This is a genomic window from Enterobacter sp. HMSC16D10 (assembly GCF_001807145.1).
Lineage (GTDB): Bacteria > Pseudomonadota > Gammaproteobacteria > Enterobacterales > Enterobacteriaceae > Enterobacter > Enterobacter roggenkampii.
Window position 1 is genome coordinate 1 of record NZ_KV787840.1, and the last position, 22,425, is coordinate 22,425.

The following is a 22,425-nucleotide window of genomic DNA, read 5'->3' on the forward strand; positions in this document are numbered from 1 at the left end:
GTGTTTAACTGTCCAACTTTTTGGGGTCAGTACAACCCGAGGCTACCCCTCAACACCCAACAGGTTGAGAGTAGCCTCTTATTCTTTTTTACACAAGGAGTAAAAGGCATGACGCCATTAAAAACTGCGTTAGGCATCGTCTTTATTATTTGCCTGACGATAGTGATCTTTACCTTTATTACTCGCGGCAGGCTCTGCGAGTTTTCAATAAAGAGTGAGCATCAGGAGGTGGCGGCTAAATTAGCCTGCAACCCAGGCTAACCTCTACGGGCGGAACAACGGTTCCGCCCGGCTTGTAGGATGCTGAGGTCTTAATGCACCCATTTTTTTCTTTTGCGCCCGCGATTATACTGCGCGGCGTGTACCCAGATGATAAGAATCCATGAAAGCCATTTTTCTGTTGTTAGTGTTTTTAACGTCCTTCGCCCGCGCCGATGAGATAGGCAGCCAGTATCGGAAACAGGCGGAAGCCGGTGATGCGCGTGCCCAGTATTATCTTGCCGATACGTACTTCAGCTCCGGCGACAGCAAGCAGGCCGCGCTGTGGGCCGAGAAAGCCGCGAAAGGCGGCGATGTCGACGCCATGGGGTTGCTCTCGCAAATCCTCTTTACGCAGGGCGATTACACACAGGCCAAAGCCCTGGCCCAACAGGCAAACATTGCTGGCAGCAAACGCGGCGCGATCATGCTGGCGCGCATCCTGGTGAATACTCAGGCGGGAAAAACGGACTATCCCCAGGCCATCAGACTGCTGCACACGGCAACCGAAGATATCGACAGCGACTCTGCGGTCGATGCACAGCTGCTGCTGGGGCTGATTTATGCCAACGGCGTCGAGGTAGCGCAGGATGACGTGCAGGCCGCCTCGTGGTTCAAGCGGAGTTCAGCCCTTTCGCGCACCGGCTACGCCGAGTACTGGGCTGGGATGTTGTTCAGGCAGGGTGAGAAAGGCTTTATCACGCCCAATAAACAGAAAGCGCTGTACTGGTTAAACCTGAGCTGTACGGAAGGGTTTGATACGGGGTGCGAAGAGTTTGATGCGTTGAGCGGGGAGTAAACCATTGCCCGGTGGCGCTGCGCTTACCGGGCCTACGGCTTGTGTAGGCCCGGTAAGGCGAAGCCGCCACCCGGCTTTTTACATCACTGGTCAGCCGTCTTATCAAAACGACCCAGCACCTCGCGTTCATACGCCAGCGCCTTTTTACGGTCGAATTTGTGTTCCCACTTGGCGATAACCAGCACCGCCAGCGCATTCCCCACCACGTTCAGCGCCGTACGCGCCATGTCGAGGATACGGTCCACACCCGCGATAAAGGCCAGGCCTTCCAGCGGAATGCCTACGCTGCCCAGCGTCGCCAGCAGCACCACGAACGAAACGCCCGGTACGCCTGCGATACCTTTAGACGTCACCATCAGGGTCAGCACCAGGACGATCTCCTGCCACAGCGACAGGTCAATGCCATACAGCTGCGCAATAAAGATAGCGGCGATACTCTGGTAGAGCGTGGAACCATCCAGGTTAAAGGAGTAACCGGTCGGCACCACGAAGCTGGTGATCGACGCTGGCGCGCCGTAGGCTTCCATCTTCTCAATAATACGCGGCAGCACGCTCTCAGAGCTTGCCGTGGAGTAGGCCAGAATCAGCTCATCTTTCAGGATACGAATCAGGATCCAGATGCTCAGCCCACACAGACGCGCCACAATTCCCAGCACCACCAGCGCAAAGAACAGGATGGCAAAGTGCACCAGGAGCACCAGCTTCGCCAGCGGCCAGAGGGAGGCAAAACCGAAGTTCGCCACGGTGACGGCGATAAGCGCAAACACCCCTACCGGCGCGTAACGCATCACCATGTGGGTCACTTTAAACATGGTTTCGGAGATCGAGCGGAACACGGTCACCAGCGGTTCGCGGTGCGTCGCGGGCAGTGAAGAGAGCCCCAGACCAAACAGGACCGAGAAGAAGATAATAGGCAGCATCTCGCCCTTCGCCATCGACGCCACGATGTTGGTCGGTACCAGAGAAAGGATCGTGCCCATCAGGCCGTGTGCATGGCTTTGCACGTCAGCGGTCGTACTTTGGTATTTCGAAATATCCACCGTCGCCAGCTGCGACATATCAATCCCGGAACCCGGCTGGAACACGTTCGCCAGGGTAATACCGAGAATGATCGCAACCGTAGTGATCACTTCGAAATAGATAATGGTTTTCGCACCAATACGGCCTAACTGCTTCGCATCGCCGACGCCTGCAATACCCACCACCAGCGTCGAGATCACAATCGGTACTACGATCATCTTGATCAGATGAATAAAGATATCCCCTGCCGGTGAAAGCAGGTTCGCAATCAGCCAGTCGCGGCTGTCGCTGTGATAGTGGAGGTAACTGCCCAGCAGGATGCCCAGCACAAGGGCGATTAAGATCTGCCAGGCCAGGCTGACTTTAACGTTTTTCATAGAAACTGACTTCCTCAATGAAGCGCCTTATTCACTTAAACTGCATGAATATGGGGACATACTGAAAGGGTATGAATTGTGTTGCGTCGATTTATGGGATTTTTTAACGCGGCGTATGAGTATCATTTGCGCGGCCTGTTGCGCAAGCCTTAAAGAACGACGCATTTCACTCGTAAAAGCGTCTGTGACGGGAGTTTCTCCTGATTCTAATAAATAACCTTTTGTTATAAAAAACCTTTTTTAAACATAAATGTGAATAATCGTCAGCATAAATTATTTTCCTTCAAAGTTTCATTCGCTCATTTTTCAACCTGTTCAAACAATGCGTGATCTGTCGCCCAAATAATAAACAAAGCTTGTAAAGCCCCTACTATTAACGTTTTTGTGACATATTATTAACATCTTACAAGGAGAAAAAAAGCCATGAGCCAAATACACAAACATGACATTCCCGCAAACATTGCGGACCGTTGCCTGATCAACCCGGAGCAGTACCACGAGAAATATCAGCAATCTATTACCGCCCCGGACACCTTCTGGGGTGAGCAGGGCCATATCCTTGACTGGATCAAACCTTATCAGAAGGTAAAGAACACCTCCTTTGCGCCCGGTAACGTCTCCATTAAATGGTATGAAGATGGCACGCTGAACCTGGCGGCAAACTGTCTGGACCGTCACCTTGCCGCGCGCGGGAACGAGACGGCGATTATCTGGGAAGGCGATGATGCCTCGCAGAGCAAACACATTACCTATAAAGAACTGCACCGCGACGTGTGCCGCTTTGCCAACGTCCTGCTGGATAAAGGCATTAAAAAAGGCGACGTGGTCGCTATCTATATGCCGATGGTGCCGGAAGCGGCGGTGGCCATGCTGGCCTGTGCGCGTATCGGCGCGATTCATTCCGTTATTTTCGGTGGGTTCTCGCCAGAGGCGGTTGCGGGTCGTATTGTCGATTCAAGCTCAAAACTGGTGATCACCGCCGATGAAGGCGTGCGCGCAGGACGCAGTATCCCCCTGAAGAAAAACGTCGACGAAGCGCTGAAAAACCCGAACGTCAACACGGTCAGCAACGTCATCGTCCTTAAGCGTACCGGCGGCAAAATCGACTGGCACGAGGGGCGCGACCTGTGGTGGAGCGACCTGATTGAAAAGGCGAGCGACCAGCATCAGCCGGAAGAGATGAACGCGGAAGATCCGCTCTTCATTCTTTATACCTCTGGCTCAACCGGCAAACCGAAAGGCGTGCTGCACACCACCGGCGGTTATCTGGTCTACGCGGCCACTACCTTCAAATACGTCTTCGACTACCACCCGGGCGACATCTACTGGTGTACCGCCGACGTGGGCTGGGTCACCGGACACAGCTACCTGCTGTACGGTCCGCTGGCCTGTGGCGCCACCACGCTGATGTTTGAAGGCGTGCCGAACTGGCCGACCCCGGCGCGTATGTGCCAGGTGGTCGACAAACACCAGGTCAACATTCTCTACACCGCACCAACGGCCATCCGCGCGTTAATGGCGGAAGGCGACAAAGCCATCGAAGGCACCGACCGCTCTTCATTGCGCATTCTCGGTTCCGTGGGTGAGCCCATTAACCCGGAAGCCTGGGAGTGGTACTGGAAGAAAATCGGCAACGAGAAATGCCCGGTCATGGACACCTGGTGGCAGACCGAAACCGGCGGCTTTATGATCACCCCGATGCCGGGCGCCACGCAGCTGAAAGCGGGCTCGGCAACGCGTCCGTTCTTCGGCGTACAGCCTGCGCTGGTGGATAACGAAGGCAACCCACTGGAAGGGGCCACCGAAGGCAACCTGGTGATCACGGACTCGTGGCCGGGTCAGGCGCGTACCCTGTTCGGCGATCACGATCGCTTCGAGCAGACCTACTTCTCGACCTTTAAAAACATGTACTTCAGCGGTGACGGCGCGCGTCGTGATGAAGATGGCTATTACTGGATCACCGGACGCGTGGACGACGTGCTGAACGTCTCCGGCCACCGTCTGGGCACCGCGGAGATTGAATCGGCGCTGGTGTCGCATCCGAAGATTGCCGAAGCCGCCGTTGTCGGCATTCCGCACAACATCAAGGGCCAGGCAATTTACGCTTACGTCACCCTGAACCACGGGGAAGAGCCGTCGCCAGAGCTCTATGCTGAGGTGCGCAACTGGGTGCGTAAAGAGATTGGCCCGCTGGCGACGCCGGACGTGCTGCACTGGACCGACTCGCTGCCGAAAACCCGCTCCGGCAAAATCATGCGCCGTATCTTGCGCAAAATCGCGGCAGGGGACACCAGCAACCTCGGTGATACCTCAACGCTCGCAGATCCTGGCGTGGTGGAAAAACTGCTCGAAGAGAAGCAGGCCATCGCAATGCCTTCCTAGTGTTTTCTCCCTCTCCCCTCACCCTCTCCCCATAGGGGAGAGGGGATAAAAACAAACCAACCTTACCTTTGGAGACTCTGTGATGAATGACCATATTTGTCAGCAGATAGAGAATAGTGCGCACTACAGGGAGCTCGTCGATAAGCGGCAACGGTTTGCCTTCACCCTTTCCATCATCATGCTGATTATCTATGTCGGCTTTATTCTGCTGATCGCCTTTGCGCCGCACTGGCTGGGCACCCCGCTGCACGAGGGCACCAGCGTGACGCGCGGTATTCCGATTGGCATTGGCGTCATCGTGATTTCATTTGTGCTGACCGGCGTCTACGTCTGGCGCGCGAACGGTGAATTCGATCGCCTTAATAAAGCGGTACTGCAAGAGGTAAAAGCATCATGAAGAGAATTCTGACGGCGCTCGCCGCCACGCTTCCCTTTGCCGCCCACGCGGCAGATGCGATTACCGGCGAGGTACAGCGCCAGCCAACCAACTGGCAGGCGATTGTGATGTTCCTGATTTTCGTGGTGCTGACGCTGTATATCACTTACTGGGCGTCGAAACGCGTGCGCTCCCGTAACGATTACTACACCGCAGGCGGCAACATTACCGGCTTCCAGAACGGGCTGGCGATTGCGGGTGACTTTATGTCCGCCGCCTCGTTCCTCGGGATCTCCGCGCTGGTCTACACCTCCGGCTATGACGGCCTGATTTACTCCCTCGGCTTCCTCGTCGGCTGGCCGATCATTCTGTTCCTGATTGCCGAGCGCCTGCGCAATCTGGGCCGCTACACCTTCGCCGACGTGGCCTCCTATCGCCTGAAGCAGGGACCGATTCGCACCCTCTCCGCCTGCGGTTCGCTGGTGGTGGTGGCGCTGTACCTGATTGCGCAGATGGTGGGCGCGGGTAAATTGATCCAACTGCTGTTCGGCCTGAACTACCACATCGCGGTGGTGCTGGTGGGCGTGCTGATGGTGATGTACGTGCTGTTCGGCGGCATGCTGGCGACGACCTGGGTGCAGATCATCAAAGCCGTCCTGCTGCTGTTCGGCGCCAGCTTTATGGCCTTTATGGTGATGAAGCACGTCGGGTTCAGCTTCAATAACCTGTTCACTGAAGCCATGGCGGTCCACCCGAAAGGGGAAGCCATCATGAGCCCGGGCGGGCTGGTGAAAGATCCGATATCCGCGCTCTCTCTCGGTCTCGGCCTGATGTTTGGCACGGCGGGTCTGCCGCATATCCTGATGCGCTTCTTCACCGTGAGCGACGCGCGTGAAGCGCGCAAGAGCGTCTTCTACGCGACCGGCTTCATGGGTTACTTCTATATCCTGACCTTTATTATCGGCTTTGGCGCGATCATGCTGGTGGGGGCGAACCCGGCGTTTAAAGATGCGGCAGGCGCGCTGATTGGCGGTAACAACATGGCGGCGGTGCATCTGGCAGACGCGGTTGGCGGCAACCTGTTCCTCGGCTTTATCTCTGCCGTGGCCTTCGCCACCATTCTTGCGGTGGTTGCGGGTTTAACGCTGGCCGGCGCGTCGGCGGTCTCGCATGACCTCTACGCCAACGTCTTCCGCAAAGGCGCGAGCGAGCGCGATGAGCTGAAGGTTTCTAAAATCACCGTGCTGGTGCTGGGCGTCGTGGCGATCCTGCTGGGCATTCTGTTCGAGAAGCAAAACATCGCCTTTATGGTGGGGCTGGCCTTCTCCATCGCGGCAAGCTGTAACTTCCCGATCATCCTGCTCTCCATGTACTGGTCGAAGCTGACCACCCGTGGCGCGATGATTGGCGGCTGGCTGGGGCTGCTGACGGCGGTGATCCTGATGATTCTGGGCCCGACGATTTGGGTGCAGATCCTCGGTCACGCCAGCGCCATCTTCCCGTATGAATATCCGGCGCTGTTCTCCATTGCCGTGGCGTTTATCGGTATCTGGGTCTTCTCGGCTACCGACAATTCGCCGGAAGGTAACCTGGAGCGCGAGAAATTCCGCGCCCAGTTTATTCGTTCACAAACCGGTCTTGGCGTTGAGCAGGGCCGCGCGCACTAAACCTTTCTCCCCGGCCATTCTGGCCGGGGAGCTTAAAACATCACCCACGCCACCAGCGGCGCAATCAGCACCATTACCACGCCCGACAGCATCATCACCAGGCTCGCGACAACGCCCTCCTGCTGGCCCAGCTCATAGGAGCGTGCCGTGCCCGCGCCGTGCGACGCCGCGCCAAACCCCGCGCCTTTGGCCATTCCTTCCCGAATAGAAAGCCGCAGAAAGAGCATATCGCCCACCGCCATCCCAAAGACGCCCGTCACCACCACAAACAGCGCCACCAGGTCCGGCTGTCCGCCGAGGGGTTTCGCCGCCGCGAGCGCAAACGGCGTGGTCACCGAGCGCACGGCCAGGCTGCGCTGAATTTCATCGGGCAGCGTAAACAGTCTCGCCAGCCAGACGGAGCTACAGACCGCGACCACCGTAGCGGTGATCACGCCTGCGCTGAGCGACATCCAGTGGCGCCTGATAATCGCCAGGTTGTCGTAAACGGGCACGGCAAAGGCGATGGTCGCCGGGCCGAGCAGCCACAGCAGCCAGTGGGATTCACCAATGTAGTTCTGCCAGGAGATGTGGCCGAAGACCAGCATCAGCACCAGCAGGATCGGCGTGAAGACCAGCGGCATCAGCGGCAGCGCATGAAACCGGCGATACAGCCACTTGTTGGCAAAGTAGATCGCCAGCGTCGCGATCAGGCACAAGACGCTGATCTGAAAGTTAGTCATGTTTGTGCCTGCTGATTTCAAAGCGATACACTTTATCCACCACCCAGGCGGTCGCTCCCAGCACCATCAGCGTACTCAGCGCGATCACCGCGAAGATGCGCCAGCCGTCCACCATCAGCAGCTGCGCATAGTTCACCACCGCCACCACGGCAGGCACAAAGAACAGCAGCATCTCCGCCAGCAGCCAGCGCGCCCCGGCGCGCACCCAGTTAAGGGGGATCACGCGACAGAGGATGAGCGTCAACATCAGCAGCATCCCCACCAGGTTGGCAGGCAGCGGCAGGTGGAGCCAGCCGACAAGATATTCGGCGAAAACAAACAGTCCCGCGTAGAGCAGTACCTGAACCGGGACCTGGAGTCGTTGTACAACGGCAGGCGTAACACGGCTTAACGCCACGGCCATGGGGGTTTTCCTCAAAAATGAGACGAGGCGCCAGTATAGTGAGCGCACGGTATGGACTGAAATGAATTAAAATCATCACAGGTATAGTTTCGAGGAATAATCATGGACATAAGAACGCTGCGCTATTTTGTCGAAGTGGTTCGCCAGCAAAGTTTTACCCGCGCAGCGGAGAAGTTGTTTGTTACCCAGCCCACCATCAGCAAGATGCTGAAAAACCTCGAAGATGAACTGAACTGTACCCTGCTGATCCGCGACGGGCGCAAGCTTCTGCTGACCGACACCGGACGCGTGGTGTTCGAACGCGGGCTGGCGATTCTGGCGGAGTTCCGCCAGCTGGAAGCAGAGCTGGACGATATTAATCATCTGACCAAAGGGGTGCTTCGCCTCGGCATTCCCCCGATGGTCGGCATGATGATGGCCGGACCGATTAGCCTGTTTCGCCAGCGCTATCCTGGCGTAGAGCTGAAGATTTCGGAGTTTGGTGGCTTAACCGTCCAGCAGGCCGTCACTAACGGCGAGCTCGACGTGGCCATGACCGCCCTCCCCGTTGAGGAAGAGAGCGGCCTGGCGACGCTTCCGCTCTTTAGCCACCCGCTGTGCGTGCTGGTTCCCCGCTCCGGCGACTGGCTGAAAAGGGACGCGGTGAAGCCTGAGCTGCTCGGCGAACACCCTCTGCTGATCTACAACGAAGACTTCGCTCTCAGCCGCCAGCTGATGACGCTGTTTAACCAACATAACGTCAAGCCACGCATCGCGGTGCGCAGCGGTCAGTGGGATTTCCTGGCCGCGATGGTGCAGGCGGGCGTGGGGATTGCCATTCTGCCGCAGCCGATTTGCGAGCGTCTGGACAAAAACACGCTGCGCTGGATCCCGCTGGAGAGCGATCTGCACTGGCAGTTAGGGATGATCTGGCGTGAAGGGGTCTATTTGTCGCAGAGCGCGCAGGCGTGGCTGCAGTGTTGTGAGGGGTTTTGGGTGCGGTCTGAATAGTGCCCGGTGGCGCTGCGCTTACCGGGCCTACGTTCGAACCGTAGGCCCGGTAAGGCGAAGCCGCCACCCGGCAAAACAGCGCTACTGATTCTCTATCAACAGCGCTTCCAGCAGGTCCAGATCGTGCAGTAGCTTTTGCAGCGTCTCGTTGCTGATCTGGCGCGTGGCGCGCAGGTGGTACAGTTCGGCACGCTCTGAGCGCAGCGCGGCCAGACGGAACCGGCGTTCCAGGTTCTCCTCCTGCAGCGAGCTTTCTACATCGTTACGCCCGTCCGCGCGGCGACGCAGGTTACCAATTACGCGGGAACTCACCTCCGTCAGCAGCTGATTGTCGATGTTCTCTTCCGCATCCGCGGCCAGGCGCTCTTCCATTTTCTGGATGGCGACAATCGCCACTTCGGCGGTGGCCGCACGCGCAATACGCTCTTCCTTGTGCTGCTGGGTCGAATCGCCAACATCAATATGCTGGAGCAAAATCGGCAGCATAATCACGCCGACGAACAGGGAGAACAAAATCACCCCCGCCGCCAGGAACACCAGTTCGTAACGCGCCGGGAAGACATCGCCCGTCGGCAGCAGCAGCGGAATGGAGAGCACACCGGCGAGGGTTATCGCCCCGCGTACGCCCGCAAAAGAGGCGATCAGCAGTTCACGCGTTGTCCACGAGCCGAACTCCATCGGTTTTTTCTTCAGGAAGCGGACGCTGAAGTTTTTCATCGTCCACAGCCAGCCGAAACGCACCAGCATCAGCGCCAGGTAGATCAGCACGATGTCGGTAAACAGCATCCAGACCTCAACGTTCGGATCGGCCTCCGCCGCCACCAGCGAGGATTCCATAATGCCCGGCAGCTGCAGGCCCAACAGCAGGAACACCATGCCGTTAAAGACAAACTCCAGCATCGCCCAGGTGCTGTTGGCACGCAGGCGCATCGCCAGCGGCGCGCGGCGCATCACGCCGGAGCGGGTGATGGTCATCCCTGCCGCGACCGCGGCCAGAATGCCCGACACGCCGATATGTTCGGCAATCAGATAAGAGGCGAACGGCAGCAGGAACAGCAGCACGATCTGCGTCGCGGGTTCATCGCCGCCCCAGCGGCTGAGGAAGCGCAATGAGCGGCCGTACAGCCAGCTCACCACGAAGCCCGCGAGAATACCGCCGATGGCTACCTTAAAGAACTCCAGCGTCGCGCCGCCGACGGTAAAGACCATCGTGCCCATCGCAACGGCCACGGCAGACTTCAGGGCAACCAGGCCGGAGGCGTCATTCATCAGCGCCTCACCCTGTAAAATCCCCATGATTTTCTTCGGAATGCGGCCTTCGCCCACAATGCCGGACAGCGCCACGGCATCGGTTGGCGACAACACGGCGGCCAGCGCAAAGGCAGGAATTAACGGGATACCCGGTACCGTCCAGTAGATCAGAAAACCAATCCCGACGACGGTGACCACCACCAGCGCAAGCGCCAGGCCGAAGATCTCTCGCCCGTGCTCAAGGAACTCGCGCGTGGGCGTTTTCCAGCCATCGGCAAACAGCAGTGGCGGGATGAACAGCACGAGGAACAGTTCGGGGTCAAATTCCACGTGCAGGCCAAACGTCGGCCACGCCAGCAGCGCGCCGATGGCAATTTGCATTAATGGCAGGGGGACCTGAAAGGGCAGTACGCGTGTAACCACCCCGGATAGCGAGACCACAAGGGTCATGATGAGTATTGTGAAGAAGATTTCCATGCGTTCCCTGTTTGCTGTGTTGCTTATGTACTCCGGAAGGCGTCGTGCCTTTTATTCTATCTTCCCCAGAGTAACGCAAAAGGCAACAGGATGAGTCCTGAAAATAAAAACGGGCGGCCTGAGCCACCCGTTTTCGCATCAAAGGACAACTCAGATTGCCCAGCCGCCCGCGTAAAACGCCACCAGCGCAACGGCAATCACAACGGTGCCAACGTTCAGCTTGCGCCATTCACCGGAGACCAGACGACCAATCACCAGCGACGCGAAGCCGATCATAATGCCGGTCACGATGTTACAGGTCAGTACGATGAAGACTGCGGTAATCAGTCCAGACATCGCGTCAACGAAATCCGCAAAGTCGATTTTCGCCACGTTGCTCAGCATCAGCAGGCCAACGTACATCAGCGCTGGCGCGGTCGCGTACGCCGGAACCAGATAGGAGAGCGGGGAGAGGAACAGGATCAGCATGAACAGCACGCCCACGGTGATCGCCGTCAGGCCGGTTTTACCGCCCGCCGCCGTACCCGCTGCGGACTCGATGTACACCGCCGCAGGCGCTGCGCCCACCAGGCCCGAGAAGACGCTGCTCAGGGAGTCCGTAGTCAGCGCTTTGCCGCCGTCAATAATCTGACCGTCTTTATCCAGCAGGTTCGCCTGACCGGCCACCGCACGAATGGTACCGGTCGCGTCAAACACGGCGGTCATCACCAGCGCCAGCACGCTTGGCAGGATCACCGGGTTGAGCGCGCCAACGATATCCAGGCTGCCAATCAGAGAGTTGCCTTTGTCATCGCTCAGCGACGGCATGGCGAAAATGCCGGAGAAGTGGACGTTCGGATCGAAAATCAGGCCCACAATGGACACGCCGATAATAGTCAGCAGAATGCCGCCCGGGACTTTCAGTTTTTCCAGACCGATAATCACCGCCAGGCCGATCAGCGACATGATCACCGGGAAGCTGGCGAAGTGGCCCAGCGCAACCGGCAGGCCGTCCAGCGGGTTCTTGATAACCAGACCGACGCCATTGGCGGCGATCAGCAGCAGGAACAGGCCGATGCCGATGCCGGTACCGTGCGCCACGCCCTGCGGCAGGTTGCGCAAGATCCAGCTACGGATGCCGGTCGCTGAAATAACGGTAAACAGCACACCCATCAGGAACACGGCGCCAAGCGCTACCGGTACGCTGATGTGCTGGCCCAGCACCAGGCTGAACGCGGTAAACGCGGTCAGGGAGATGGCGCAACCAATCGCCAGCGGCAGGTTCGCCCACAGGCCCATCACGATAGAGCCCACGCCGGCCACAAGGCAGGTCGCCACAAAGACAGCCGCTGGCGGGAAGCCCGCTTTGCCCAGCATGCCCGGCACAACGATGACGGAATAAACCATCGCCAGAAACGTTGTCAAACCGGCAACGATTTCCTGGCGCACGGTGCTGCCGCGGGCCGAAATTTTAAACATGGCGTCAAGTGAACCGCCAGTACGCGCAGATGGCGTAGACATAGAAAACATCCCCTGAGAGTTTTTTAGGAAGTCCGTAAGCGAGGTGGAGACGCCACTGCCAGCTAAACGTCAAATCCTTGTGTTGCGTTTGCGACGAAAGGGCGTCACAGAAAAAGCAAACGTTTAGCTCCGCGCTTACAAACGGGTGGTCAAATTAAGGCAAACGATTATCTAGCCTAATCCCCGCCCTTTTCAACTGAACTTTATCGTTTTTCGCTAAAATTCCCTTATGACGCTGAAGAAATAAACAGAGGATGCGCAAACGTTATCGTCTATGCGCAATTTGTTTACATTTCAATCCTCACCCGGAATGGATAACGGTCCCCCTTGTGCCAGGGTTCGTTGCCAGCCGGGGCTGTTTTCAACTTTCGTTTTCCATGCCTGACTATGCGGCAGGTTGTCGATACCGCCGCGCGCCAGCAGGGCAAAGATCGGGAAGCTCATTTGAATGTCGGCCATGCTGAGCGAATCCCCGGCAAACCAGCTGTTTTTAGCAAGGTGCGACTCAATAAAGCGCGCATGGGTTTCCAGTTGGCGGTTAAGGTACGCTTTCTGCACCCCCTGCCCAAGCGCTTTGCCCAGGGTTCGGATACCAAACGGCACCGGCGGCTTGCCGAGACTGCTGAAGACCAGCTTCATTAGCAGCAGCGGCATCAGCGATCCTTCCGCGTAGTGCAGCCAGAAGCGATACTGCACCTTATGCGCCGGATCTAAAGGCTTAAGCCGCGACTCGGCATCGTATGTTTCCTGCAGATACTCCAGAATGGCGCCAGACTCCGCGAGGATCAGCCCGTTATCTTCGATGACCGGCGATTTGCCCAACGGATGCACCTTTTTGAGAGCCTCCGGCGCAAGCATGTTCTTTTCGCGCTGATAGTGAACGATCTCATAAGGCAGGCCGAGTTCTTCCAGCGCCCAGATCACGCGGTGCGAGCGCGACTGGTTAAGGTGGTGTACCGTGAGCATGGTTTTCTCCTGTTATTCATACTTTTTAACTATAGAAAATCGAACAACACCGCGAAAAAAATTCGGCTAAAAACCGGTCAGCGACGCTGGCGAAAAAACGGGTCTTACATAGAATTAAAGTGTCAGCACAATCCGGAACCTCCCCAACCAGCTCGACATGAGGGGTGCTGACGTCGGGGGAAACCCTCCCGTGAACCAGCGGGATAGAGAGAAAGACAAAGACCGGGAAAAACTAAAGCGCCCTTCGTGGCGCTTTAGTTCTTTATGTATGTGGGGTTTTGCCGGGTGGCGGCTGCGCCTTACCCGGCCTACATTTGACGGTTTGGTAGGCCGGGTAAGCGAAGCGCCACCCGGCGAATGGGCTACACGCACGCTCAATCCTCTTCCAGCAACCGCGCTCCCGTCCCCTGCTCGCCCAGTTTGTCGCCGGGGTTACGCAACGGGCAGTCGCTGCGCGACAGGCAGCCGCAGCCGATACAACCGTCCAGCTCATCACGCAGCGCGACCAGCGTATGGATACGCCTGTCCAGCTCTTCTCGCCACTGGGATGAAAGCTCTTTCCACTCTTTCGGGCTCAGCGTATGCCCTTCCGGCAGCACGCCAAATGCCTCGCCAATGGTAGCCAGGGGAATGCCGATTCGTTGCGCAATTTTGATAATCGCCACGTAGCGGAGCACGTCGCGGGTATAGCGACGCTGGTTGCCGCCGTTGCGGATGCTTTTAATTAACCCTTTGCTTTCATAGAAGTGGAGCGCCGATACCGCAACGCCGCTTCGCTTTGCCACTTCGCCGGGGGTTAACAGCGCTTTAATGCGCGGCAATCTCTTTTCCATAAAACCTCTTTACCTCAAGTTAACTTGAGGAATTATACTCCCCCGCAGAGAAAACGACGAATCAACCGAGAAAGTTGTATCTACAGAGGGGCAACCTTATGTCGCATCAGCAGATTATTCAGACGCTTATTGAATGGATTGACGATCATATCGACCAACCGTTGAACATTGATGTGGTCGCGAAAAAGTCGGGCTATTCGAAATGGTATTTACAGAGAATGTTCCGCACGGTCATGCATCAGACGCTGGGTGAGTACATTCGTCAGCGCAGGCTGCTGCTGGCGGCGCAGGCGCTACGCTCAACGCAGCGGCCGATTTTTGATATCGCGATGGATCTTGGCTATGTGTCGCAACAAACCTTTTCCCGCGTGTTTCGCCGCGAGTTTGACCGCACGCCGAGCGACTATCGCCACCAGTTGAATTAATTACTCTCAGTGCAAAGGTTGCTGCTGCCAGGTCATAAATTCCTGGGGCGGCATCGCTTTCGCGAAGTGCCATCCCTGACAAAACTGGACGCCGCGCTTCAACAGCCAGCTCACCTGCTCTGCCGTCTCGACCCCTTCCGCAATGGTTTTCAGCCGCAGGCTTTGCGCCATCTCGATAATATGCTCGGCGATCAGGTGGCTGGTGCTGTTGGTCGTTAAGGTATCGATAAACGATTTATCGATTTTCAGAATATCGACGTTCAGCGAGTAGAGGTTGTGCAGGTTCGAATAGCCGGTACCGAAATCATCGATCGCCACTTCATACCCCGCCTGACGGAAAGCCTGAATCACCGGCGTGGTTTTAGGCACATCGATAAAACCGCGTTCCGTCACTTCAATTTTGATTTGCTGCGCGCGGACGGCGTAGTGGCGAGCCTTCTCAGAAATCATGGCGATCAGCCGCGAGGAGTGGAAATCCGTGGCCGACAGGTTAATCGAAATATAGAGATGCGGATGCTCGGCCAGGAAATGGCCCAAATCGCTGAACACTTCCTCAACGACGTAATCCGTAATCCGCTCGCTCATCCCCTCATTTTCAGCCAGCGGAATAAACTCAGCCGGGCTCATCACCTGCCCGTTAAAACCCGGCCAGCGTAACAACGCCTCCGCGCCGACACACCGGTTGTTCTTAATATCAATAATCGGTTGATAGTGCACGCAAAGCTGGCGTTTGTTCAGCGCCCGGTGCAGTAAACGCCCCGGCGAATTAAGCTCACGATGAGTACGGGACCAGACCAGCAAAATAATAATGCTGCAGATCATGCCCAGCGGCAGCGTTAATGTCGCCTGATGATAAAGCGTTTCATAAAAGCGTTTATTCGATGTCGACACGATGGCCGCAATCGGTCTTTTAGGGGATGTGACGATCGTATAAAAGCGGTTATCTTTTTGAAATACCGATTCCTTATCCCGAATCAGCGAATTTAATAACGAAACGTTGGCTTTCTGACTGACGGAAAAGAAAGCATTGGTTACCGTGTCGTAAACCCCCCACGAGAGAGAATGATCCGCGGACATGACTTCGCTGTATGAAAGTGGATTAACGACCACTACATAATTTCCGCGCTGCATATATGTCATTTTATAGCCAGTATAAAATGGGGTGTCGCGATAATAATAGATAGCGACGTCAGGTTTTCGCGTGTAATTAGCGACGGGTATGGCGTAGGGTTGATCCGGTGTAAAAACGGTCGAACAAAGAAAATTCTGACCTTCAGCGTAAATTAAATCGGCAACAAACAGGCGACCACGAACAACGTTCAACATATATTGACGGTGTCCCGGGGTACAGAGCTCGCCCCGATATTTTTCTGCCTCGTCCCGGGCCAGATCAACCTGTTGTATAACCAGCTCAGTTTTGTCTAAAGCCAGTTCAGCAAATGTCCGTAGCTGGGCGCTTGTTTCAGACACGGCTCTTAGCTGGGCAAACCATAGCGCAAGCATCACCGGCAGCATAACTACCATGATGATCCCTACCACCCTGAGCATCTTGCGCCGCGCGCTACGATTCATTTCCCGCCCTATATCCCTGCATGTTGTACGCCTGTAGTAATGAAGGCCGGATGCTGTGTTAAACAGGTGATTACGTTGCATGAATCATGCGAAGTTAGCAACTGACTTTTCGTATTAAAAATCTTAAATTTCGTTATGACGATAATATTTTCCCGTAAGTGAAACTGTAAGTATTCGTTCCGTTTCAATTAAGGAAAATAATTATCCAGCCCTCGAGGGCGGAGGGAAGATAACACAACAGACGATCGTTGATTAAGCCAAACTTCTGGCAGCATGAAAAAAGCGCACCTTTATCATGACGTTTTATGCTATTTACTGTGGGGCATTGTGTGCGTTGATTTATAAATAATCAGTCTTCGCCGCACTATTTTATGATTCGACTGAGCCCCTCTTATAAAAACCGATTTTGAGGTATCACCACTAGCCCGATGGACGTTTCCGGCACGCTGGGGGGCGCCTCCTCGCGCGCCGAAGGCAGGGCCAGCCTGCACGCACTCTTTACCTGAGGAATAAAAACCGTTTTTTGATCGCACAGATACTGGCGAATAAATCAACAAATGTGATATAGTTCACACATATTCTGTAACGAGAAACACCGTTTCATTCAGGTCGTCTGTTTTGTAGAGGATGGGTTTATGGCAACCATTACTACCAGCATGGTTCTCCTGCGCTGGCCTTTGTTGAGTGCGGTACTGATGTTTTTGGCCAGCACGCTGAACATTCAGTTTCGTAAATCTGACTACGCGGGTCTCGCTGTCATCAGCACGCTGTTGGGGCTGGGTGCAGCATGTTGGTTTGCAACGGGGCTGCTTGGCATTACCCTGCTGGATATCGCCGCCGTCTGGGAAAATATCAAAGTGGTGATGGTTGAAGCGATGAGCCACACGCCACCAGACTGGCCAATGGTGATTACCTGATCCCTTTATGGAATAAAAAAACCCAGACGATGTCTGGGTTTTTTGTTTGAAGGACGCACAAATCAGAACGGAATGTCGTCGTCGAAATCCATTGGCGGTTCGTTAGACGGCGCCGGAGCAGACTGCTGCTGCGGACGAGACTGCGCGCCGCCGCTGAACTGGTTGCCGCCCTGTGGCTGCTGAGGCTGACCCCAACCGCCCTGCTGCTGGCCGCCACCTGCTGGTGCGCCACCGCCCTGACGGCCACCCAGCATCTGCATGGTGCCGCCAACGTTAACCACGACTTCAGTGGTGTACTTCTCAGCACCGGACTGATCGGTCCATTTGCGGGTACGCAGCTGGCCTTCGATATAGACCTGAGAACCTTTACGCAGATACTCACCGGCCACTTCTGCCAGTTTGCCAAACAGCACAACGCGGTGCCATTCGGTCTGCTCTTTCATCTCACCGGTCGCTTTATCACGCCAGGATTCGGAAGTAGCCAGCGTAATGTTGGCAACTGCGCCACCACTCGGCATGTAGCGTACTTCCGGGTCCTGGCCCAGATTACCGACGAGAATCACCTTGTTTACGCCTCTGCTGGCCATGTTCGTGTCTCCTGAATACGTTTCTTAATAGTGTAAACGCGCGAGTGTACCATTTCCACGCTGCATTTTGATAGCTGCGAGATGGATTCCAGAGTTCTCGTGCGAACATAACATTGTTACACAGTCCGTCAGAAAATGCATTCCAATACTGTATATTCAAACAGGTCAAATTGTGTCATAATTAGCCGTTTCTGACAGCCGTTTGTCCTTCAAACAAACCAGGCAATCCGTGTTCCAACCGGGAAAGGTGAATGGATAAGATCGAAGTTCGGGGCGCCCGCACCCACAATCTCAAGAATATCAACCTCATAATCCCTCGCGACAAACTCATTGTCGTGACCGGGCTTTCGGGGTCTGGCAAATCCTCACTGGCTTTCGACACTCTGTATGCCGAAGGACAGCGTCGTTACGTTGAATCGCTCTCGGCGTACGCGCGTCAGTTCCTGTCGCTGATGGAAAAACCGGATGTCGACCACATTGAAGGGTTGTCTCCTGCTATCTCTATCGAGCAGAAGTCCACGTCGCATAACCCGCGCTCCACGGTCGGTACCATTACTGAAATTCATGACTACCTGCGTCTGCTGTATGCCCGCGTGGGTGAGCCGCGCTGCCCGGACCACGACGTCCCGCTGGCGGCACAGACCGTGAGCCAGATGGTGGATAACGTGCTGTCGCAGCCGGAAGGCAAACGCCTGATGCTGCTGGCGCCAATCATTAAAGAGCGTAAGGGTGAGCACACCAAAACGCTGGAAAACCTGGCAAGCCAGGGCTATATCCGCGCCCGTATTGACGGCGAAGTGTGTGACCTGTCCGACCCGCCCAAGCTGGAACTGCAGAAGAAGCACACCATCGAGGTGGTGATTGACCGCTTTAAGGTGCGTGACGATCTCGCCACGCGTCTTGCAGAATCGTTTGAAACGGCGCTGGAGCTCTCCGGCGGCACGGCCGTGGTTTCCGACATGGACGACCCGCAGGCGGAAGAGCTGCTCTTCTCCGCCAACTTTGCCTGCCCGATTTGCGGCTACAGCATGCGCGAGCTGGAACCGCGCCTGTTCTCGTTTAACAACCCGGCGGGCGCCTGCCCGACGTGTGACGGTCTGGGCGTCCAGCAGTATTTCGACCCGGACCGCGTGATCCAGAATCCGGAGCTGTCGCTGGCGGGTGGCGCCATTCGCGGCTGGGACAAGCGTAACTTCTATTACTTCCAGATGCTGAAGTCGCTGGCGGAGCACTACAAGTTCGACGTGGAAGCGCCGTGGGCGAGCCTGAGCCCGAACGTACACAAAGTGATCCTGTTCGGTTCTGGCAAAGAGAACATCGAGTTCAAGTATATGAACGATCGCGGCGATACCTCCGTGCGCCGCCATCCGTTCGAAGGGGTGCTGCACAATATGGAGCGCCGCTACAAAGAGACCGAATCCAGCGCGGTGCGCGAGGAGCTGGCGAAGTTCATCAGCAACCGCTCCTGCGCCACCTGCGAGGGCACTCGCCTGCGTCGCGAAGCGCGCCACGTGTTTGTGGAAAATACGGCGCTGCCGACCATCTCAGACATGAGCATCGGCCACGCGATGGACTTCTTCAATAACCTGAAGCTGTCCGGCCAGCGCGCGAAAATCGCTGAAAAAGTCTTGAAAGAGATTGGCGATCGCCTGAAGTTCCTCGTGAACGTCGGCCTGAACTACCTGACGCTTTCACGCTCGGCAGAAACGCTCTCCGGCGGTGAAGCCCAGCGTATTCGTCTGGCGAGCCAGATTGGTGCGGGCCTGGTGGGCGTGATGTACGTGCTCGATGAGCCGTCCATCGGCCTGCACCAGCGCGATAACGAACGTCTGCTCGGCACCCTGGTTCACCTGCGTAACCTCGGTAACACGGTGATTGTGGTGGAGCACGACGAAGACGCGATCCGCGCCGCAGACCACGTGATCGACATCGGCCCGGGCGCTGGCGTGCACGGCGGCCAGGTGGTGGCGGAAGGCACGCTGAAGGACATTATGGCGGTGCCCGAGTCGCTGACCGGCCAGTACATGAGCGGCAAGCGCAAGATTGAAGTACCAAAACAGCGCGTGGCGGCGAACCCGGAAAAAGTGCTGAAGCTGACCGGCGCGCGCGGCAACAACCTGAAAGATGTTACCCTGACGCTGCCGGTGGGCCTGTTTACCTGTATCACCGGCGTGTCCGGTTCCGGTAAATCGACGCTGATCAACGATACGCTGTTCCCGATTGCGCAGACGGCGCTGAACGGCGCGACGCTGGCCGAACCGGCACCGTACCGCGACATCCAGGGGCTGGAGCATTTCGATAAGGTTATCGACATCGACCAGAGCCCGATTGGCCGTACGCCACGCTCTAACCCGGCAACCTATACCGGTGTTTTCACGCCCGTACGTGAACTGTTTGCCGGTGTGCCGGAAGCGCGTTCACGCGGCTACACGCCGGGACGTTTCAGCTTTAACGTGCGCGGCGGCCGCTGTGAAGCGTGCCAGGGCGACGGCGTGATCAAGGTTGAGATGCACTTCCTGCCGGATATCTACGTGCCGTGCGACCAGTGCAAAGGCAAGCGCTATAACCGCGAAACGCTGGAGATTAAGTACAAGGGCAAGACCATCCACGAAGTGCTGGATATGACCATCGAAGAGGCGCGCGAGTTCTTTGACGCCGTTCCCGCGTTGGCGCGTAAGCTGCAGACGCTGATGGACGTCGGCCTGACCTATATTCGTCTGGGGCAGTCCGCCACGACGCTGTCCGGCGGTGAAGCGCAGCGCGTGAAGCTGGCGCGCGAGCTGTCAAAACGCGGTACCGGCCAGACGCTGTATATCCTGGATGAGCCGACCACCGGTCTGCACTTTGCCGACATCCAGCAGCTGCTGGACGTGCTGCATCAGCTGCGCGATCAGGGCAACACCATCGTGGTCATCGAACATAACCTGGACGTGATTAAAACCGCGGACTGGATTGTCGATCTTGGCCCGGAAGGCGGCAGCGGCGGCGGTGAAATCCTCGTCTCCGGTACGCCAGAGACCGTTGCAGAGTGCGAAGCCTCGCACACCGCGCGCTTCCTTAAACCGTTGCTGTAATTGTCACACGGAGAGTTGCTGTCGGGTCGTTTCCGGCAGCAGCTCAACCGCCTGCTGATAGGACGCGTCCACCAGGTAGTAAATTTGCGAGCCTGGAATCGATCCATCCAGATAGACGGTGCTCCAGTGCGCCTTATTGAGGTGCTGGCTCGGCCTCACGTCATCATGCTGCTGACGCAGTAAATCCGCCAGTTCAGGGCTGGTTTTCAGCGACGCCGCCGGACGGCCCTCCACCTCTTTCACCATCGCAAACAGCACATCCCCCACCTTAACCTGCGTGGCTTTCCAGTCGCTATGGACGCTCTGCTCCGCGCCGGGCTTGCTCATGCAGTACTGAAGTATCTCCGAAATTGTCATCTTTATTCCCCTTGTAGCGTGGCGATAATTTTACGCGAACCACCGTGAATGCGATGCTCTCCCAGCCAGATCCCCTGCCACATGCCCAACAGCAGCCGTCCGTTGTGGACCGGCAGCGTCAGCGATACGCCCAGCAGGGAAGATTTGATATGCGAAGGCATATCGTCCGCCCCCTCATAGTCATGCTCGTAGGGCGCGTTGTCCGGGACGTTCTTCAGAAAATGACGCTCCATGTCAGACCGGACGGTGGGATCGCAATTTTCATTCAGCGTGAGAGAGGCTGACGTGTGCTGAAGCAGCAGATGCAGCAAACCCGTTTTGACCCGCGACAGGTCGCGGAGCTGCCCGATGACCTCATCCGTCACCAGGTGAAAACCGCGTGGTTTAGCGCTTAAGGTCAGGGTCTGTTGGTACCACATCTGCTGCTCCGTAATGAAAGATGAATCTTTCTAAGTGTGCAGCAAGAAGGCGAAAGGTAAAACCCGCAGCAGCGAGATTTGATTAAAAAAGAGTCAAACTCGCTGCTAGCGGCTTAATACTCCGAGTTGACGATCACCTCTTCACCAAACTTTCCGGCCATCGGCAGCGGTCGATAGGTCGAGTTAGACGCGCGTAACACCCTGATCCCTCTGGCACCAGCATCCTGCGCGGCGGTAATGTCGTTATCCGAATCGCCATAAAACACTTTGATGTTTTTCTTTTCCAGCCACTGGATTTTGGTGTTTTGCCCCTCTTTGTCACCCGCAAAAATGACCGGATTCATATTGGCAGCCGGGATCTGGAAATCGTCCTGCAGTGTTCTGGAGACGGTTTCCGTTTTGGTCTGGCTACGGCCGGTAACGAAGTAAATGCTGTCACCGCGCTTAACGTGCATAGCAATAAGCGCCCGGGCGACCTCTTTCGGTATGCTGTACTCGTCCCAGCCGTTATTCATTTTTTCCCAGAACTCCGGATTCTTCAGATACGCTTCGCTGTCCGGTGAATACATTTTTTTGCCGCGCCAGAAGCCGGGGCTTGAGAACAGCACGGTATCGTCAATGTCGAAGCCCACGGCCATTGGCGCACGGCCCATCAGGCTGTTTTCGATTTGGGCCACGGAGACCCAGTGAATGGGCGCCTGTTCGGCAAGCATGGCGGCGGTGGTGCCGGTGTAAAGCGGCGTCGGCGCCGAGGCACGTGCGACGACGGCGCTATTAAGTGAGAACAATAAGCAGGCGGCGCTGAGCGCCAGTGTGATCTTGCGCATGTTTTCCCCTGAATATTCAGCTTGTTATCGTTTTATTTTGAGTGAATGGTCAAAAAACTATCCGACCTTAACCCCAGCGGGAGGTGAAGGGAAGGAGTTTTTGCTTATGAAGCGGAATAAAAAGAAGACGATCACAAAGTGTGGATGAGTGATGTAGGCCCGGTAAGGCGCAGCCGCCACCGGGCAAGATTTTCTGCGGCCTGATGCCCTCTCCCACAGGGAGAGG

General features: G+C 56.4%; 21 protein-coding genes. 9 read left to right on the forward strand and 12 right to left on the reverse strand.

Features of this window, described 5'->3' with window-relative positions; translation table 11 throughout:
- The first annotated feature begins 108 nt into the window (after positions 1-108).
- Positions 109-261 carry a Hok/Gef family protein gene (locus HMPREF3143_RS04985; RefSeq protein WP_032650616.1) on the forward strand — a complete coding sequence of 51 codons (153 nt, stop codon included), beginning with the start codon at positions 109-111 and terminating at the stop codon, positions 259-261.
- Between the two features lie 121 nt (positions 262-382).
- Positions 383-1,057, forward strand: a complete 675-nt coding sequence (locus HMPREF3143_RS04990) for a tetratricopeptide repeat protein (protein ID WP_023293510.1) — start codon at positions 383-385, stop codon at positions 1,055-1,057.
- 83 nt (positions 1,058-1,140) lie between these two features.
- Here the strand turns inward: HMPREF3143_RS04990 and gltP are convergent, their stop codons facing one another.
- Positions 1,141-2,454, reverse strand: a complete 1,314-nt coding sequence (gene gltP, locus HMPREF3143_RS04995) for a glutamate/aspartate:proton symporter GltP (protein ID WP_008503398.1) — start codon at positions 2,452-2,454, stop codon at positions 1,141-1,143.
- 423 nt (positions 2,455-2,877) lie between these two features.
- Here gltP and acs point away from each other — a divergent pair, with 423 nt between their 5' ends.
- From acs to actP, 3 genes are all read left to right on the forward strand, one after another.
- Positions 2,878-4,836, forward strand: a complete 1,959-nt coding sequence (gene acs / locus HMPREF3143_RS05000) for an acetate--CoA ligase (protein WP_008503397.1) — start codon at positions 2,878-2,880, stop codon at positions 4,834-4,836.
- Positions 4,837-4,918: 82 nt separating this feature from the next.
- A complete protein-coding gene (locus HMPREF3143_RS05005) occupies positions 4,919-5,233 on the forward strand; it encodes a DUF485 domain-containing protein (protein ID WP_008503396.1) in 315 nt (104 codons plus the stop codon).
- The gene (actP, locus tag HMPREF3143_RS05010; protein WP_008503395.1) at positions 5,230-6,879 is read left to right on the forward strand and encodes a cation/acetate symporter ActP; all 1,650 of its coding nucleotides are present in this window, start codon (positions 5,230-5,232) and stop codon (positions 6,877-6,879) included. The genes HMPREF3143_RS05005 and actP overlap by 4 nt, the downstream gene beginning before the upstream one ends.
- A 32-nt stretch (positions 6,880-6,911) precedes the next feature.
- Here the strand turns inward: actP and HMPREF3143_RS05015 are convergent, their stop codons facing one another.
- Together HMPREF3143_RS05015 and HMPREF3143_RS05020 are read right to left on the reverse strand one after the other, a co-directional pair.
- Positions 6,912-7,601 carry an LrgB family protein gene (locus HMPREF3143_RS05015; RefSeq protein ID WP_063616556.1) on the reverse strand — a complete coding sequence of 230 codons (690 nt, stop codon included), beginning with the start codon at positions 7,599-7,601 and terminating at the stop codon, positions 6,912-6,914.
- A complete protein-coding gene (locus HMPREF3143_RS05020; protein ID WP_021242769.1) occupies positions 7,594-8,004 on the reverse strand; it encodes a CidA/LrgA family protein in 411 nt (136 codons plus the stop codon). Before HMPREF3143_RS05020 ends, HMPREF3143_RS05015 begins: the two co-directional genes overlap by 8 nt.
- A gap of 102 nt (positions 8,005-8,106) precedes the next feature.
- Here HMPREF3143_RS05020 and HMPREF3143_RS05025 point away from each other — a divergent pair, with 102 nt between their 5' ends.
- Positions 8,107-8,994 carry a LysR family transcriptional regulator gene (locus tag HMPREF3143_RS05025; RefSeq protein ID WP_023345272.1) on the forward strand — a complete coding sequence of 296 codons (888 nt, stop codon included), beginning with the start codon at positions 8,107-8,109 and terminating at the stop codon, positions 8,992-8,994.
- Between the two features lie 81 nt (positions 8,995-9,075).
- On the opposite strand, the gene HMPREF3143_RS05030 is transcribed toward HMPREF3143_RS05025, so the two are convergent.
- From HMPREF3143_RS05030 to soxR, 4 genes are all read right to left on the reverse strand, one after another.
- Entirely contained in the window at positions 9,076-10,722 is a 1,647-nt protein-coding gene (locus HMPREF3143_RS05030) for a Na+/H+ antiporter (protein WP_070532001.1), read from the reverse strand.
- A gap of 150 nt (positions 10,723-10,872) precedes the next feature.
- Complete coding sequence (gene ghxP, locus HMPREF3143_RS05035) at positions 10,873-12,222, reverse strand: guanine/hypoxanthine transporter GhxP (RefSeq protein ID WP_008503390.1); 1,350 nt, start codon at positions 12,220-12,222, stop codon at positions 10,873-10,875.
- 294 nt (positions 12,223-12,516) lie between these two features.
- A complete protein-coding gene (locus HMPREF3143_RS05040; RefSeq protein WP_008503389.1) occupies positions 12,517-13,188 on the reverse strand; it encodes a glutathione S-transferase family protein in 672 nt (223 codons plus the stop codon).
- 374 nt (positions 13,189-13,562) lie between these two features.
- Complete coding sequence (gene soxR / locus HMPREF3143_RS05045; RefSeq protein WP_008503388.1) at positions 13,563-14,021, reverse strand: redox-sensitive transcriptional activator SoxR; 459 nt, start codon at positions 14,019-14,021, stop codon at positions 13,563-13,565.
- 98 nt (positions 14,022-14,119) lie between these two features.
- Between soxR and soxS the strand changes: the two genes are divergently transcribed.
- Positions 14,120-14,446: a superoxide response transcriptional regulator SoxS gene (gene soxS / locus HMPREF3143_RS05050; protein ID WP_008503387.1), complete on the forward strand. Its 327-nt coding sequence runs from the start codon at positions 14,120-14,122 to the stop codon at positions 14,444-14,446.
- A gap of 6 nt (positions 14,447-14,452) precedes the next feature.
- On the opposite strand, the gene HMPREF3143_RS05055 is transcribed toward soxS, so the two are convergent.
- On the reverse strand, positions 14,453-16,018 hold the full coding sequence (locus HMPREF3143_RS05055; protein ID WP_023293514.1) for an EAL domain-containing protein: 1,566 nt from the start codon (positions 16,016-16,018) through the stop codon (positions 14,453-14,455).
- A 635-nt stretch (positions 16,019-16,653) separates the two neighbouring features.
- Between HMPREF3143_RS05055 and HMPREF3143_RS05060 the strand changes: the two genes are divergently transcribed.
- Positions 16,654-16,935, forward strand: a complete 282-nt coding sequence (locus HMPREF3143_RS05060) for a YjcB family protein (RefSeq protein ID WP_008503385.1) — start codon at positions 16,654-16,656, stop codon at positions 16,933-16,935.
- 62 nt (positions 16,936-16,997) lie between these two features.
- Here HMPREF3143_RS05060 and ssb1 read toward each other — a convergent pair whose 3' ends face one another.
- A complete protein-coding gene (ssb1, locus tag HMPREF3143_RS05065) occupies positions 16,998-17,522 on the reverse strand; it encodes a single-stranded DNA-binding protein SSB1 (protein WP_008503384.1) in 525 nt (174 codons plus the stop codon).
- 251 nt (positions 17,523-17,773) lie between these two features.
- Here ssb1 and uvrA point away from each other — a divergent pair, with 251 nt between their 5' ends.
- Complete coding sequence (gene uvrA, locus HMPREF3143_RS05070; RefSeq protein ID WP_008503383.1) at positions 17,774-20,596, forward strand: excinuclease ABC subunit UvrA; 2,823 nt, start codon at positions 17,774-17,776, stop codon at positions 20,594-20,596.
- A 3-nt stretch (positions 20,597-20,599) separates the two neighbouring features.
- Here the strand turns inward: uvrA and HMPREF3143_RS05075 are convergent, their stop codons facing one another.
- The 3 genes from HMPREF3143_RS05075 to aphA all read right to left on the reverse strand — a co-directional run bounded on the left by HMPREF3143_RS05075 (position 20,600) and on the right by aphA (position 22,199).
- Complete coding sequence (locus HMPREF3143_RS05075) at positions 20,600-20,953, reverse strand: MmcQ/YjbR family DNA-binding protein (RefSeq protein ID WP_008503382.1); 354 nt, start codon at positions 20,951-20,953, stop codon at positions 20,600-20,602.
- Between the two features lie 2 nt (positions 20,954-20,955).
- Entirely contained in the window at positions 20,956-21,372 is a 417-nt protein-coding gene (locus HMPREF3143_RS05080) for a secondary thiamine-phosphate synthase enzyme YjbQ (protein WP_070532004.1), read from the reverse strand.
- 113 nt (positions 21,373-21,485) lie between these two features.
- Positions 21,486-22,199 carry an acid phosphatase AphA gene (gene aphA, locus HMPREF3143_RS05085; protein WP_021242762.1) on the reverse strand — a complete coding sequence of 238 codons (714 nt, stop codon included), beginning with the start codon at positions 22,197-22,199 and terminating at the stop codon, positions 21,486-21,488.
- Between the last annotated feature and the right edge of the window lie 226 nt (positions 22,200-22,425).

What these genes read in the sequence shown, in the direction of transcription:
- HMPREF3143_RS04985 (WP_032650616.1), top strand. Translation starts at nt 109, where the DNA reads ATGACGCCATTAAAAACTGCGTTAGGCATCGTCTTTATTATTTGCCTG.
- HMPREF3143_RS04990 (WP_023293510.1), top strand. Translation starts at nt 383, where the DNA reads ATGAAAGCCATTTTTCTGTTGTTAGTGTTTTTAACGTCCTTCGCCCGC.
- gltP (WP_008503398.1), bottom strand. Translation starts at nt 2,454, where the DNA reads ATGAAAAACGTTAAAGTCAGCCTGGCCTGGCAGATCTTAATCGCCCTT.
- acs (WP_008503397.1), top strand. Translation starts at nt 2,878, where the DNA reads ATGAGCCAAATACACAAACATGACATTCCCGCAAACATTGCGGACCGT.
- HMPREF3143_RS05005 (WP_008503396.1), top strand. Translation starts at nt 4,919, where the DNA reads ATGAATGACCATATTTGTCAGCAGATAGAGAATAGTGCGCACTACAGG.
- actP (WP_008503395.1), top strand. Translation starts at nt 5,230, where the DNA reads ATGAAGAGAATTCTGACGGCGCTCGCCGCCACGCTTCCCTTTGCCGCC.
- HMPREF3143_RS05015 (WP_063616556.1), bottom strand. Translation starts at nt 7,601, where the DNA reads ATGACTAACTTTCAGATCAGCGTCTTGTGCCTGATCGCGACGCTGGCG.
- HMPREF3143_RS05020 (WP_021242769.1), bottom strand. Translation starts at nt 8,004, where the DNA reads ATGGCCGTGGCGTTAAGCCGTGTTACGCCTGCCGTTGTACAACGACTC.
- HMPREF3143_RS05025 (WP_023345272.1), top strand. Translation starts at nt 8,107, where the DNA reads ATGGACATAAGAACGCTGCGCTATTTTGTCGAAGTGGTTCGCCAGCAA.
- HMPREF3143_RS05030 (WP_070532001.1), bottom strand. Translation starts at nt 10,722, where the DNA reads ATGGAAATCTTCTTCACAATACTCATCATGACCCTTGTGGTCTCGCTA.
- ghxP (WP_008503390.1), bottom strand. Translation starts at nt 12,222, where the DNA reads ATGTCTACGCCATCTGCGCGTACTGGCGGTTCACTTGACGCCATGTTT.
- HMPREF3143_RS05040 (WP_008503389.1), bottom strand. Translation starts at nt 13,188, where the DNA reads ATGCTCACGGTACACCACCTTAACCAGTCGCGCTCGCACCGCGTGATC.
- soxR (WP_008503388.1), bottom strand. Translation starts at nt 14,021, where the DNA reads ATGGAAAAGAGATTGCCGCGCATTAAAGCGCTGTTAACCCCCGGCGAA.
- soxS (WP_008503387.1), top strand. Translation starts at nt 14,120, where the DNA reads ATGTCGCATCAGCAGATTATTCAGACGCTTATTGAATGGATTGACGAT.
- HMPREF3143_RS05055 (WP_023293514.1), bottom strand. Translation starts at nt 16,018, where the DNA reads ATGAATCGTAGCGCGCGGCGCAAGATGCTCAGGGTGGTAGGGATCATC.
- HMPREF3143_RS05060 (WP_008503385.1), top strand. Translation starts at nt 16,654, where the DNA reads ATGGCAACCATTACTACCAGCATGGTTCTCCTGCGCTGGCCTTTGTTG.
- ssb1 (WP_008503384.1), bottom strand. Translation starts at nt 17,522, where the DNA reads ATGGCCAGCAGAGGCGTAAACAAGGTGATTCTCGTCGGTAATCTGGGC.
- uvrA (WP_008503383.1), top strand. Translation starts at nt 17,774, where the DNA reads ATGGATAAGATCGAAGTTCGGGGCGCCCGCACCCACAATCTCAAGAAT.
- HMPREF3143_RS05075 (WP_008503382.1), bottom strand. Translation starts at nt 20,953, where the DNA reads ATGACAATTTCGGAGATACTTCAGTACTGCATGAGCAAGCCCGGCGCG.
- HMPREF3143_RS05080 (WP_070532004.1), bottom strand. Translation starts at nt 21,372, where the DNA reads ATGTGGTACCAACAGACCCTGACCTTAAGCGCTAAACCACGCGGTTTT.
- aphA (WP_021242762.1), bottom strand. Translation starts at nt 22,199, where the DNA reads ATGCGCAAGATCACACTGGCGCTCAGCGCCGCCTGCTTATTGTTCTCA.